This window comes from Streptomyces sp. NPDC002566 (assembly GCF_042889585.1).
Taxonomy (GTDB): Bacteria; Actinomycetota; Actinomycetes; order Streptomycetales; family Streptomycetaceae; genus Streptomyces.
The window spans coordinates 69,447-82,724 of sequence record NZ_JBIARD010000003.1 but is presented as its reverse complement, the minus strand read 5'-3'; the positions used below and the strand labels follow the sequence as shown (position 1 = coordinate 82,724).

Annotated in this window: 12 protein-coding genes and 1 riboswitch; of the genes, 6 read left to right on the top strand and 6 right to left on the bottom strand. The window is 73.6% G+C overall.

All coding sequences use genetic code 11. The features are described from left to right. Window positions 1–67: 67 nt before the first annotated feature. From ACFYXA_RS13155 to ACFYXA_RS13140, 4 genes are all read right to left on the bottom strand, one after another. Window positions 68–1,576 carry a cobyric acid synthase gene (locus ACFYXA_RS13155; RefSeq protein WP_352247637.1) on the bottom strand — a complete coding sequence of 503 codons (1,509 nt, stop codon included), beginning with the start codon at window positions 1,574–1,576 and terminating at the stop codon, window positions 68–70. Further along, complete coding sequence (locus ACFYXA_RS13150) at window positions 1,573–2,616, bottom strand: cobalamin biosynthesis protein (RefSeq protein WP_389031913.1); 1,044 nt, start codon at window positions 2,614–2,616, stop codon at window positions 1,573–1,575. Before ACFYXA_RS13150 ends, ACFYXA_RS13155 begins: the two co-directional genes overlap by 4 nt. A gap of 120 nt (window positions 2,617–2,736) precedes the next feature. Beyond that, a riboswitch (cobalamin riboswitch) is annotated at window positions 2,737–2,814 on the bottom strand. A 244-nt stretch (window positions 2,815–3,058) separates the two neighbouring features. Next, on the bottom strand, window positions 3,059–3,280 hold the full coding sequence (locus ACFYXA_RS13145) for a hypothetical protein (RefSeq protein WP_130437446.1): 222 nt from the start codon (window positions 3,278–3,280) through the stop codon (window positions 3,059–3,061). Window positions 3,281–3,314: 34 nt separating this feature from the next. Beyond that, on the bottom strand, window positions 3,315–4,553 hold the full coding sequence (locus ACFYXA_RS13140) for an inorganic phosphate transporter (RefSeq protein ID WP_389031910.1): 1,239 nt from the start codon (window positions 4,551–4,553) through the stop codon (window positions 3,315–3,317). A gap of 164 nt (window positions 4,554–4,717) precedes the next feature. Here ACFYXA_RS13140 and ACFYXA_RS13135 point away from each other — a divergent pair, with 164 nt between their 5' ends. From ACFYXA_RS13135 to ACFYXA_RS13125, 3 genes are all read left to right on the top strand, one after another. Beyond that, window positions 4,718–5,467, top strand: coding sequence for a class II aldolase/adducin family protein (locus ACFYXA_RS13135; protein WP_389031906.1), 750 nt, complete (start codon window positions 4,718–4,720; stop codon window positions 5,465–5,467). Between the two features lie 77 nt (window positions 5,468–5,544). Next, window positions 5,545–6,663 carry an alpha/beta hydrolase gene (locus ACFYXA_RS13130; RefSeq protein ID WP_389031903.1) on the top strand — a complete coding sequence of 373 codons (1,119 nt, stop codon included), beginning with the start codon at window positions 5,545–5,547 and terminating at the stop codon, window positions 6,661–6,663. A 212-nt stretch (window positions 6,664–6,875) separates the two neighbouring features. Next, complete coding sequence (locus tag ACFYXA_RS13125) at window positions 6,876–8,309, top strand: hypothetical protein (RefSeq protein ID WP_389031900.1); 1,434 nt, start codon at window positions 6,876–6,878, stop codon at window positions 8,307–8,309. Window positions 8,310–8,368: 59 nt separating this feature from the next. Here ACFYXA_RS13125 and ACFYXA_RS13120 read toward each other — a convergent pair whose 3' ends face one another. Beyond that, window positions 8,369–8,782 carry a VOC family protein gene (locus ACFYXA_RS13120; protein WP_389031897.1) on the bottom strand — a complete coding sequence of 138 codons (414 nt, stop codon included), beginning with the start codon at window positions 8,780–8,782 and terminating at the stop codon, window positions 8,369–8,371. A gap of 285 nt (window positions 8,783–9,067) precedes the next feature. Here ACFYXA_RS13120 and abc-f point away from each other — a divergent pair, with 285 nt between their 5' ends. The 3 genes from abc-f to ACFYXA_RS13105 all read left to right on the top strand — a co-directional run bounded on the left by abc-f (window position 9,068) and on the right by ACFYXA_RS13105 (window position 12,212). After that, entirely contained in the window at window positions 9,068–10,666 is a 1,599-nt protein-coding gene (abc-f, locus tag ACFYXA_RS13115; RefSeq protein WP_352247646.1) for a ribosomal protection-like ABC-F family protein, read from the top strand. 358 nt (window positions 10,667–11,024) lie between these two features. Next, window positions 11,025–11,246, top strand: coding sequence for a helix-turn-helix domain-containing protein (locus ACFYXA_RS13110; protein WP_004002281.1), 222 nt, complete (start codon window positions 11,025–11,027; stop codon window positions 11,244–11,246). Between the two features lie 162 nt (window positions 11,247–11,408). Continuing rightward, window positions 11,409–12,212 carry an enoyl-CoA hydratase/isomerase family protein gene (locus tag ACFYXA_RS13105; protein WP_352247647.1) on the top strand — a complete coding sequence of 268 codons (804 nt, stop codon included), beginning with the start codon at window positions 11,409–11,411 and terminating at the stop codon, window positions 12,210–12,212. 231 nt (window positions 12,213–12,443) lie between these two features. Here ACFYXA_RS13105 and ACFYXA_RS13100 read toward each other — a convergent pair whose 3' ends face one another. Next, window positions 12,444–13,178 (bottom strand): nucleopolyhedrovirus P10 family protein, encoded by a 735-nt coding sequence (locus tag ACFYXA_RS13100; RefSeq protein ID WP_389031891.1) that lies wholly within the window; start codon window positions 13,176–13,178, stop codon window positions 12,444–12,446. Window positions 13,179–13,278 lie beyond the last annotated feature (100 nt).

The window sequence follows — 13,278 nt, the reverse complement described above, 5'->3', positions numbered from 1 at the left end:
ACTCCTTCGGACGCCGGGTCGGCGCAGGCGGTCGGCGAAGACGGGGGCGGGGACAGGGGCGGAAGGCTCATACGGGCGCCCCCGGCGGGACGAACGGCAGTCCCGGCGGCGCGCCCGACTCGATGAGCCGCCACAGCGCGTCGGTGTCCGCGTGCTCCTCGATCAGGTCGCCGAGCCGGTCGAGCTGTTCCTCGCGCAGCGCGGCGAACGAGGTGTCGGGGGCCGGCACGAACCGGCGGCCCGCGGCGGTGGCCACCTCGCGCAGGAACGCCCGCCGGAAACCGTCCGACTCCAGCGAGCCGTGCCAGTGGGTGCCCCAGGTCTGCCCGACGCGACAGCCGTCCAGGAAGGGCTCGCCGCCCTCGACGGTGGCCACGCCGTGATGGATCTCGTACCCCTCGACCCGCTCGCCGAGGGCCTCGCCCACCGGCCGGGTGAGGGTCTTCTCGCGGGCGAACCGCACCCGCACCGGCAGCAGGCCGAGCCCCTCCACCTGCCCGCGCCGGCTCTCCACCTCGTCGTCGATGTGCTCGCCGAGCACCTGGAACCCGCCGCAGACGCCGAGCACCGGCCGCCCCTCGGCGGCCCTGCGCCGCACGGCGTCCGCGAGCCCGCGCTCGCGCAGCCACTCCAGCGCCCGCACGGTCCCCCTGGTCCCCGGGATCACCACGAGGTCGGCGTCGGCCAGCTCCTCCGGCCGGTCCACGAACCGCACCACGACACCCGGTTCGGCGGCCAGCGCGTCCACGTCGGTGAAGTTGGACATGAGGGGGATCGCGCAGACGGCGACCCGCAGCACGTCCTCGCCGACGGGCGGGGCGACGTTCGACTCCCGCACGGTGCCCCGCAGCGAGACCCTCAGCCCGTCCTCCTCGTCGATGCCGAGACCGTGCCGGAACGGCAGGACCCCGTACGACGGCCGTCCGGTGAGCCCGTGCAGCATGTCCAGGCCCGGCTCCAGCAGCGAGACGTCACCGCGGAACTTGTTCACGAGGAACCCGGCGACGAGTTCCTGGTCCTCGGGGGAGAGCAGGGCGACGGTCCCGAAGAAGGAGGCGAAGACGCCCCCGCGGTCGATGTCGCCCACCACCAGCACCGGCAGCCGGGCGCCCCGCGCGAGCCCCATGTTCACGATGTCGGTCCGCCGCAGGTTGATCTCGGCGGGACTGCCCGCCCCCTCGCAGATCACGGCGTCATACGTGCCCCGCAGCTCGGCCAGGCAGTCCAGCACCGTCTCCAGCAGCCGCTGCCGCCGCCCGCCGTGGTAGCCGCGGGCGCTCATCTCGCCGACGGGCTTGCCGAGCAGCACGACCTGGCTGCTCTGCTCGCCGCCCGGCTTGAGCAGCACGGGGTTCATCAGCGCGGTCGGCTCGACCCGGCAGGCCTGGGCCTGCATCGCCTGGGCCCGCCCGATCTCGGCGCCCTCACGCGTCACGAACGAGTTCAGCGACATGTTCTGCGCCTTGAACGGCGCCACCTTCACGCCCTGCCGCACCAGCCACCGGCAGATCCCGGCGGTCACGACGCTCTTGCCGGCGTCGGAGGTGGTGCCGGCGACGAGGAGCCCCCCGCTCATGACGCACGCCCTTTCGATCCCGCTGTGACTGTGGCTGTGGCTCTGGCTGTGCTTGCGGCCATAGCTGTGCTTGTGGCTGTGGCTGTGGCTGTGCTCGTGGCCTTCGCTTTCGCCGCGACGGCGCGTGCGGCCACCGTGACGCCGAGCGCGAGCAGGCCGACGCGGCGGGAGAGCCGCGCGGCACGTTCGATGTCCCCGGGCACGACGGCCCGCCCGGCCGCCCCGTTGAGCACGGGCCGGTGCTCGACGCGGCCGCCGTAGGAGAGCGTCCCGCCCAGCCGCACCCCGAGGGCGCCCGCGAAGGAGGCCTCCACGGGCCCGGCGTTGGGGCTCGGGTGCTTGCCGGCGTCGGCGCGCCAGGCCCGTACCGCGCCCCGCCGGTCGTCCCCGGCGAGGGCCGCCAGGACGGCGGTCAGCCGCGCCCCCGGCCAGCCGGCGACGTCGTCGAGGCGGGCCGAGGCCCACCCGAAGCGCCGGTAGCGCGGCGACCGGTGCCCGACCATGGCGTCCAGCGTGTTGACGGCCCGGAAGCCGAGCAGCCCCGGCACTCCGCCGACGGCCCCCCACACCAGAGCCCCGACGACGGCGTCGGAGGTGTTCTCGGCGACCGACTCCACCACCGCTCGGGCGATCCCGTCGGCGTCGAGCGACTGCGGGTCCCGCCCGCACAGATGGGGCAGCCGCTCCCGCGCGGCCTCGACGTCGCCCGTCTCCAGGGCCCGCCCGATGGCCCGCGCCTCGCGTACGAGGGACGTCCCCCCGACGACGGCCCAGGTGGCGGCCCCGGTCAGCGCGACGGAGACGGCGGGGGAGGAGCGTACGGTCCGGGAGGCGAGCGCTCCGAGCGCCACGGCGCCCCCGGCGCACACGGCGGTGTGCAGTGCGCCCCAGCCGCGGTGATCCCGGTACAGCACCTGCTCCACACCGGCGGCGGCCCGGCCGAACACGGCCACCGGATGCCCGCGGCGCGGATCGCCGAGGAGCAGGTCCCCCAAGAGGCCGGCGGCGGCGCCGTACGCGTGGACGCGATCGGCACCCATGGGCTCAGCCGGCCGCGGGGGCGGGGAGCGGCCTGGTGCTGGTCCTCGAACGGCAGCCGGGCATGGCGTTATGTCCTCACTCAGGGTGTCCGCGCCCTGGTTCGACGAGACCGACGGCGAGAGTTCCTGGCTCCCGGGGATCGTGACCGCCCCCGGTGACAGTGGCGGGACCGCGCCGGATTCGCACCGGCTTCCTCTCCTGCCGCCGTACATGGCGTGGGCAGTCCACCACGGGCGCGGAAGGGCCGTCAACTTGCTGTTGACCTGCGACGGGGGTGTGTGCAGAAGCCCACACGCCCCCTCGCGCCCGGGTGCGCGCCCGCGCGCGACCTGTACGCACGTGTGGGGCGCGGGGCGGACGGGTGTGGGCGCGGGGCGGACGCGTGTGGGGCGCGGGACGGCGAACCGTCCCGCGCCCCGGATGCGCGTCCCTCAGGGGGTGCTAGGCGACGATCAGCGAGATGCCGTACGCCACCGCCGCCGCGCACGCCGCGAAGCACGCGTACGCGCCGGTGACCGCGAGGGCGGCCGAGTCGCCCTGGGCCACGGCCCGCTCACGGCGGGAGAGGCCCATGATGCCGAGGGTGAACAGGCCGACGAGGGCCACGGTGACCACCAGGCTGACGCCGAAGACGGAGCCGAGAGCCGCCCAGTCGATCTTCATACGATTTCTTCCTTCGTACCGGAGTGGGCGGGGCTCAGACGGTGGTGGTCGCGGCCGGCGGGGCCGACTCGGCGGTGGGCGCCGGGATGGTGGCCGACAGACCGTCGGCGACCGTGCCCGCCGGGGGCGGGGTCACCGCGGCGATCGCCTGGGTGACGACGCCGGCCGGCTCCTCGGACTCGTTGACGTTGGTGTGGTCGACGACCTCGCGGCGGGAGATCTTCCAGATGGCGGCGCTGGAGCCGATCAGGAAGAGCGCGACGACCGCGGTGCCCCAGTCGCCGAGGCCCGTGACGTACTCGGCGAGAGCGCCGACCAGGGCCGCGGCCGGGAGCGTCAGGCCCCAGGCGACGAACATGCGGGTGGCGGTCGACCAGCGGACGACGCCGCCCTTGCGGCCCAGGCCCGCGCCCATCACCGCGCCGGAGACCGAGTGGGTGGTGGAGAGGGAGAAGCCGAGGTGGGAGGAGGCCAGGATGACCGTGGCCGCGCTGGTCTGGGCGGCGAAGCCCTGCTGCGGCTGGAGGTCGGTCAGGCCCTTGCCCATGGTGCGGATGATGCGCCAGCCGCCGAGGTAGGTGCCGAGCGCGATCGCGATGCCGGCGGACAGGATGACCCACAGGGGCGGGTCGGAGTCGGGAGCGACGGTGCCGCCGGCGACCAGGGCGAGGGTGATGATGCCCATCGTCTTCTGGGCGTCGTTGGTGCCGTGGGCGAGGGAGACCAGGCCCGCGGAGGCGATCTGGCCGGCTCGGTAGCCCTTCTCGGCGGCCTTGCCGTCGGCCTTCTTGCCCATCGTGTACGACAGGCGGGTGGCGAGCATCGCGGCGATGCCGGCGACGATCGGGGCCGCGACCGCGGGGAGGAGCACCTTGGTGACGAGCACGTCACCGTGGACGGCGCCGACGCCCGCGGAGGCGATGGTGGCGCCGATCAGGCCGCCCATGAGGGCGTGCGAGGAGCTGGAGGGCAGCCCGACCAGCCAGGTCAGCAGGTTCCAGAGGATGGCGCCGACCAGGGCCGCGAAGATGACCTCGGGACGGATACCGGTCTCGTCGACGAGCCCCTTGGAGATCGTGTTGGCGACCTCCACGGAGAGGAAAGCACCCACAAGGTTGAGCACGGCGGACATGGCCACCGCGACCTTGGGCTTGAGCGCACCGGTCGAGATGGTGGTGGCCATCGCGTTGGCGGTGTCGTGGAAACCGTTCGTGAAATCGAACGCGAGTGCGGTCACAACCACAATCGCGAGGATCAGCGAGAAGCTTTCCATTTACCCAGGCAATCGTTCGAGCGTCATTGGCTCGAAGAACGTAAGTAACCAGGGTGAACGGAAGGTGAACTGGGGCGGGCGTCGTGGTGTCAGCACACGGCGGACCGCATTCCGCTTGTGCGTCCGCGGGCCCGAAGGGGCGCGGCCGCTGGGAGGATCACGGCATGGATCACGGTATGGACCACGAACGGGTGATCGAGGAGCACGCCGCCCCCGGCGCCGGTCATGACGCGGCTCAGGTGGCGGCCGCCTGGGAGGAGCTGGTGGCGACGGCCCGCCGCACGGTCGCCGACGGCCTGGTCGTCGGCACCTCCGGCAACGTCTCCGTCCGCGTCGGCGACACCGTCCTGGTCACCCCCTCGGGCGTGCCCTACGACCGGCTGACGCCGCACGACGTCACCGGCGTCGACCTCGACGGCCGGCAGGTGCTCGGCACGCTCGTCCCGACGAGCGAACTGCCCATGCACCTGGCCGTGTACGGCGCCACCGACGCCCGCGCCGTCGTCCACACCCACGCCGTGCACGCCACGGCCGTCTCGACCCTCGTGGCCGAGCTCCCGACCGTCCACTACATGGCCGCCGCCCTCGGCGGCCCCGTACGGGTCGCCCCCTACGCCGCCTACGGCACCGACGAGCTGGCCGCGAACGCGCTGCGCGCCCTCGCCGACCGCACCGGCTGCCTCCTGCGCAACCACGGCGCCCTCACCTACGGCGCCACCCTCGACCAGGCCTACGACCGCACGGCCCAGCTGGAGTGGATGTGCCGCCTGTGGCTGACCGCGTCCAGCGTCCCCGGCCTCACCCCGAGCCTCCTCACCGCCGAGCAGATGACCGAGGCGGGGGAGCGGCTGCGGGGGTACGGCCAGCGGGGGACGGGCGACGGCTCGGGTGAGGCGGGCGCCGGGGGCGCGTGAACCGGTGTCCGTGCGCCGGGGGCGCCGGTGTGCGTCCAGCACTGGCCGGTACGGGAATCCGCCGGGACACTGGACGGGTGCGCACTGTCACCGCGACGGCCGCCGCCGTCACCGCAGCCCTGGCCGCCGGCGCCGTCAGTGTCGCCGCCGGCAGACTCGCCAGCGACGCCGCGCTCAAGGCGCCGCCCGGCCGGCCCCTGCCCACCGAACCCCGGCTCACCGTGCACGGCACGGCCCCCGGCCGGATCACCCTCACCCGCGACCTCGCCAGCCTGCGCCCCGGAACGTACGGCCTCGCCGGCAACGGCTCCCACGCCGTCGTCGGGCCGGTCCTGACCGACGCCCCGCACTCGGCCGACAGCGTCGTACGCCGCCTCGAACGCGTCACCCACGGCAGCCTGAGCGCCGGCGACGCCGTCTGGCTCACGCCCAACCTGTACGTCGGCAACCCCGGCAGCGCGCTCGGCCTCGACCACGCCGACGTCGACGTGCCCGGCGAACTCGGCGCGCTGCCCGCCTGGTTCGTCCCCGGGGCGCGCCGCACCTGGGTCATCGCCGTGCACGGCCTGGGCGCCACCCGGGAGCACGCCCTCAATCTCACCGGCTTCCTGCACAGCCGCCGCTTCCCGGTCCTCGCCCTCGCCTACCGAGGCGACCTCGGAGCGCCCCGCTCCCCGGACGGGCTGAACCACCTCGGCGAGACCGAGTGGCGCGACGTGGACGCGGCGATGCGGTACGCCGTCCGCTACGGCGCCGAGCGCTTCGTCCTGCTCGGCTGGTCCACCGGCGCGACCATGGCCCTGCGCGCCGCCACCCGCTCGGGCCTGCGGCATCTGATCTCCGGGCTGGTGCTCGACTCCCCGGTCCTCGACTGGCAGGCGACCCTGCGCGCCCTCGCCGCCGCCCGCCACACCCCCGGCCCGCTGCTGCCGCTGGCGGTCCGCGCCGCCCAGGGCCGCACCGGCCTGCACGCCGACCCGGCCTCGGACCCCTCCCTCCTGGCCGCCCCCACCCTGATCTTCCACGGCCCCGACGACCGGGTCGCCCCCTGGGCCCCGTCCCGCACCCTGGCCGCCCGACGCCCCGACCTGGTCACCCTCCACCCGATCCCCGACGCCCCCCACGCAGCCATGTGGAACACAACCCCCACGCCCTACGAAGAATCCCTCCGCCGCTTCCTCACCCCCCTGATGTAACCCCCACCCCCCGGCACCAGTCCCGGTTCACGCACCCCCGACGCCCACCTCACCCACCCGCCCCCCCACGACGCCCCACGTTCCGTTAAACGCCGTACCACTGGCCAGATCACATCTCCACACCCCCTCCCACCCCCACCCGTTGACCGCCCCCATAGCCCCCCGTGGCATTCCGTTTGGGTTTTCGGACCGTCAACCGGAAGACTGCACCCGTGACGTCCCGTATCCCGCGCGACTCCAGGCTTCGACTCGTCCGCCCCCGACCCCTGGCCGCCGCCCCCTCAGCAGTGAACCAGCGGCGCACGCGCCGCCCCGCGCCCCGCCCGCCGGAGGGCACCCCCGCCCCGGCGGAGCTGGCCAGAATGGCGCGCTCGGGTCTGGCCGCCGCCGCCCGCGTCGCCCGCTGGGCCGACAACGCCCTCGGCCCCGGCAGGGACGCGGCGACCGACGGCAAGGCCACCCTCTCCGACACCACGGCCGAACGGGCGGCGAGCGACCTCGGCCTGAGCCTCTCTCAGGTCCGCGCCGACTGGGACACCGCCCGCCTCGCCGGCCTCGTCGAGGTCCACGGCGACAGCGCCCGCCCCGGCTGGCGCCTGCGCGCCTGGGACCGCGACGACAGCGCCGTCCTGCGCGGCTGGGTCGCCCTCTTCGACGCCTGGTCCCTCGCCCTGCCCGAACCCCGGGACCAGGAGTCCGCCGCCGTCGCCGAGGTCGTCTCCGCGATGCCCCAGGTGCTCTCCTTCCTCCAGCTGTCCGCCGGCCCCGTCCCCGTGGACCAGCTCCTCGACCTCCTGTGCCAGCGCGTCACCGAACTGCGCACCGAACGCTGCGAGGTCTCCTACGGCCCCGAAGCCGTCACCGCGCGCCCCAAGGTCCCGCGCCCCGCCGCCGTCGCCGGCCAGGCGGAGCCCGCCCAGGACGCCGAACTCGCCCCCCTCCTCGACTGGGCCCTGCGCGCCCTCGCCTCGGTGGGCGCCCTCACCTGCGGCGACGGACAAGCCACCCTCACCCCGCTCGGCAACTGGGCGGTCTGGGTCAAGCTGGAGCAGATCTGCGTCGCCGCGCAGAGCCCCGCCGGCCACATCGAGCAGTCCGCCGAGGACATGCTCCGCGGCTGCGCCCAGCTCCGCCCCAACGCCGCCCGCGCCGAGTACCGCGCCTGGCTCGCCGCCCGCCCCGTCGGCAGCGCCGTCACCGAGCTGCTGAACGCCGCCCGCGGCGAGGACGCCCTGCTGCGCGGCCTCGCCTTCGAGGCGCTCCGCGTGGTCGGCGCCCCCGCCGAGCACGACGTCCGCGCCGTGGTGGACGAGCCCGCCCTCAGGCCGTACGCCCTGCTCTGGCTCGCCGAGCACGACGGAGTGGACCCCGAGGACGCGCACGAGGTGCTCACCCGCGAGGAGGCCACCTGGCTGTGGGTCGACACCGCCGCGGCCGTCGCCGACCACGGTGAGGCCCCGATGCTCGTCAGACACCTGGAGTCCGCGCTTCAGCCGACGGTCCCCGCGCTCCTCGCCGAGGTCCGCGCCGTCGGGCATCCGCGCACCGTGCAGGTGCTGGTGGCGCTCGCTGCCGCGCACCCCGACCCGGCCCTCGCCAAGGCCGTCCGCCGCGCCGCCTTCCAGGTGCACACCGGAGGCAGCTGAACCACGGGCGGCAGCTCGACCACGGGGCGGCCCCGCCGGCCGCCCCGCACGGCAGGCCCTCAGCCCGGCACCGACGGCTGGTACGTCCCGAAGCTCCAGACGTTGCCCTCGGTGTCTGTGGCCATGTAGTCGCGTGAGCCGTAGGCCTGGTCCGTCGGCGGCATCAGGATCTCCGCGCCGTGCTCCACGGCCCGCCGGTGGTGAGCGTCCACGTCGTCCACCACGACGTACACCCCGACCGGGCCCGCGTCCTTCATCGCCGTGTCGAAGGCGCTGCCGGTGCCCTTCGAACCGAGCATCACCACCCCGCCGGACTGCGTCAGCTCGGCGTGCGCCACCGCCCCGTCCGCGCCCTCGTACACCGCCAGCTCGGTGAAGCCGAAGGCCTCCGTGAGCTGACGGATCGCCGCCTTCGCGTCCTTGTACAGCACCGTCGGGCTGATGCCCGGACGCCCGCCGCCCGTCCCCGTCATGCCGATCACTCCCTCGTGGTCCCCGCCGGTCGTGTCACTCGCTCCCTCATGGGCGCCCTTGTCGGGAATATCACCCGTCGCCCAGTCTGGCACCCGCCACTGACAACGCCCCGGCAAGCCGCTGACCTCGACTCGGACGGGTGCACCGCCGGCCGGACGCCGAAGCCCGGAAAACTGGTTGCACCACCCCGTTAGAATGGCTCCATGGCCATTCTCCTCGCGCATTAGACGGCGGGAACGCCCTCAGCCGTCCATCCCGCCTCCCACCCGCCCTGGAGTCTGTCCGTGATCTCCGCCTCCGGCATCGAGCTGCGCGCCGGCGCCCGCATCCTCATCGAGAACGCCTCCTTCCGCGTCGCCAAGGGCGACCGCATCGGCCTCGTCGGCCGCAACGGCGCAGGCAAGACCACCCTCACCAAGGTCCTCGCCGGCGAGGGCATGCCCGCCGGCGGCACCGTCACCCGCTCCGGCGAGGTCGGCTACCTCCCGCAGGACCCCCGCACCGGCGACCTCGACGTCCTCGCCCGTGACCGCATCCTCTCCGCGCGAGGCCTGGACGTCCTGATCCGCAAGATGCGCGAGAACGAGCAGCGCATCGCGGTCGGCCAGGGCGCCACCCGCGAGAAGGCCCTGCGGCAGTACGAGCGCCAGGAGACGGAGTTCCTCACCAAGGGCGGGTACGCCGCCGAGGCCGAGGCCGCCACCATCGCCGCCGCGCTCAACCTGCCCGACCGGGTGCTCGGCCAGCCCCTGCACACGCTGTCCGGCGGTCAGCGCCGCCGGGTCGAGCTGGCCCGCATCCTGTTCTCCGACGCGGACACCCTGCTCCTCGACGAGCCGACCAACCACCTCGACGCCGACTCCATCGTCTGGCTGCGGGACTACCTCAAGACCTACCGCGGCGGCTTCATCGTCATCAGCCACGACGTCGACCTGGTCGAGACGGTCGTCAACAAGGTGTTCTACCTGGACGCCAACCGCTCCCAGATCGACGTCTACAACATGGGCTGGAAGCTGTACCAGCAGCAGCGCGAGGCCGACGAGAAGCGCCGCAAGCGCGAGCGCGCCAACGCCGAGAAGAAGGCGGCGGCCCTGCACTCGCAGGCCGACAAGATGCGCGCCAAGGCCACCAAGACGGTCGCCGCGCAGAACATGGCCCGCCGCGCCGACAAGCTCCTCTCGGGCCTGGACGCCGTCCGCGTCTCCGACAAGGTCGCCAAGCTCCGCTTCCCGGAGCCCGCGCCCTGCGGCAAGACCCCGCTGATGGCGGAGGGCCTGTCGAAGTCGTACGGCTCGCTGGAGATCTTCACCGACGTCGACCTGGCCATCGACAAGGGCTCCCGGGTCGTCATCCTCGGCCTGAACGGCGCCGGCAAGACCACCCTGCTGCGGCTGCTCGGCGGGGCGGAGCAGCCGGACACCGGCCAGGTCGTCGCGGGCCACGGCCTCAAGCTCGGCTACTACGCGCAGGAGCACGAGACCCTCGACCCCGAGCGCACGGTCCTGGAGAACATGCGGTCCGCCGCCCCCGACCTGGACCTGGTCGAGGTCCGCAAGGTCCTCGGCTCGTTCCTGTTCTCCGGCGACGACGTCGACAAGCCCGCCGGGGTCCTCTCCGGCGGAGAGAAGACCCGTCTGGCCCTCGCCACCCTGGTGGTCTCCTCGGCGAACGTGCTGCTGCTCGACGAGCCGACCAACAACCTCGACCCCGCAAGCCGTGAGGAGATTCTCGGCGCGCTGCGCACCTACAAGGGCGCCGTCGTGCTGGTCACCCACGACGAGGGCGCCGTGGAGGCGCTCCAGCCCGAGCGGATCATCCTGCTCCCCGACGGCGTCGAGGACCTGTGGGGCGCCGACTACGCGGACCTCGTCGCCCTGGCGTGACCTCAGGGGTGTTTCACGGCATGCTCATGTCGTGATCCACGGAGTATGGATCATTCGGCTTACCGGTGATCCATCATCTGAGTGATATCCCCTCGTATCGAGGTGTGTCCTACACCGATTTCACGGCCGATCCCCCAAGTGACGGGGGGTCGGCCGTGGCACGTCTCTGACCTGCGGATTCATGAAACAACCCGTTCGGCCGTACGAACATCACAGTCCGGAACATGAGCTTCCGTTCGTGGGTACGCGCTCCTGTCGTCAAAACCATGTCGCACGGACCTTGCCGAATGGGTGGCCATCCAGGCCCGGAGGGGTGATCATGAGGGGACCAGAGCGCACTTCCCATGAGGAGGCACGGGTGGCCGAGACTCTGAAGAAGGGCAGCCGGGTGACCGGCGCCGCGCGCGACAAGCTCGCGGCAGACCTGAAGAAGAAGTACGACTCCGGTGCGAGCATCCGGGCGCTGGCCGAAGAGACCGGCCGCTCGTATGGCTTCGTGCACCGGATGCTCAGCGAGTCGGGCGTCACGCTCCGTGGGCGTGGCGGGGCGACGCGGGGCAAGAAGGCCGCCTCGTCCTGAACCGGGCGCGGTCCCACCGCCTTCGACGGTGACCACACGGCCGGTCGCTCCCCGGCCCCGCGAGGGGCCCGGGGCGACTGATGGCCGGCCGGGTGGTTACTGTGCAGTCACTTAGCACCGCTCACAGCATGCTCTGCTGACCGCACCCCTCGGAGGCGCCCCATGGCTTCGCCCGACCAGGAACTCGTTCCCCTGCTCGACAAGGACGGCGTACGGCTCACCGTCGACGACGCGCTCGCCACGGTGACGCTGACCAACCCGGCCAAGCGCAACGCGCAGAGCCCCGCGATGTGGCGCGCGCTCGCCGAAGCCGGGCGGCAGCTGCCGGGCTCCGTCCGCGTGGTCGTGCTGCGCGGCGAGGGCAAGTCCTTCTCCGCCGGACTCGACCGGCAGATGTTCACGCCCGAGGGGATCGAGGGCGAACCCTCCTTCATCGATCTCGCGCGCAGTGGCGACGCCGAACTCGACGGCGCCATCGCGGAGTTCCAGGAGGGCTTCACCTGGTGGCGGCGCAACGACCTCGTGTCCGTCGCCGCCGTGCAGGGCCATGCCATCGGGGCGGGATTCCAGCTCGCGCTCGCCTGTGACCTGCGCGTCGTCGCCGACGACGTGCAGTTCGCGATGCGCGAGACGAGCCTCGGCCTGGTCCCCGACCTCACCGGCACCCACCCGCTCGTCTCGCTCGTCGGTTACGGCCGCGCCGTCGAGATCTGCCTCACCGGCCGCTTCGTGCACGCCGAGGAGGCGGTGAGCTCCGGCCTCGCCAACATCGCCGTGCCCGCGGCGGACCTCGACGCGACCGTCGGCGAACTGGCGGCGGCGCTGCTGGCCGCGCCGCGCGAAGCCGTCATCGAGACCAAGGCGCTGCTGCGGGGCGCGGGCGAGCGGACCTACGACGAGCAGCGCACCGCCGAGCGAGCCGCCCAGGCCCGCCGACTCCGCGACCTGGCCGGCCTCGGCGACTAAGAGGTCCTTGCACTGTGCCCGTCCGGGTCGCGCGGCCTGGCACCGCACCTCGCCGCGTTGCCGAAGAGCCCAGGCAGCTCCTCCCCCGCTCCCGGCTCCGCTCGAGCGGGGGGACCCCCGTCCAGGGCTCTCCGGCGCCTTGCGATGCACGGCACCAGACCACGCGCCCTGATCGGACGCTCACAGTGCAAGAACCCCTGAGCCGACCGCACCGGGACGACCGGGGCCGGGTCATCGCACGGCGGTGACCAGCACCGTCACCGTCGGGTGATCCGGCAGTGCCGTCGTCACCGCCTCGCGGACCCGCCGGGCCACCTCCAGCGCCCGGTGGGCCGTGCTCACCGCGAGCTCCACGCGCACATGGCGGCGGGGGAGTGCGGCGTCGGTGAGCTGCCGCTCCTCGATGTGGACGCTCCGCCCGAGCGTCGCCGTCAGCCCCGCCACACCCTGCACGGCGAGCGCCGCGACGCTCACCCGCAGCTCGTCGCCCTCCCGGGCGGGCTGATCCGGCGCGGTCGCCGGCGGCGGCGGCCCGGGGGCCGGCTCCCGCTCCCCGTCGGCCCCTTCCTCTCCTGCCTCCAGCAGTGCCGTCACCCGCAGATCCACCTCCGAGACCGCGAGCCCCAGCCCCTCCGCCGCCGCGGCCAGCGCCTCGCGCAGACGGGACGCCGCGGCCGGCAGCGGCTCGGACGCCGTCGACGCGAAGTCGGCCGTCACCCGCAGCGCCCCCGGCGGGAGCCCGCTCGGCGGTGGCGGCACGGCCGGCTCGTACACCCCGGACGGATCCGCGAGCGCGATCCGCAGTCCCCCCAGATGTACGCCCGGCACCTCCCGCACCGCCCGCCTCAGTTCCGTATCCGCCGCGCTCTCCGCGATCCACACGCCGTCCCGCGGCCCGCCCAGCGGCAGCAGTCTGCCCAGCCCCAGCTGCTCCCGCACCGCACGCGTCCACCGTTCAGCCGTCATTCCTCCAGCCTGCCGCATTCCCGGAGCGAGTTCAGGAAACGGCGCTTAACGTGGCAATAAGGACGACAATTGACTTAGAGGGTAAATCGCATAAGAAGGA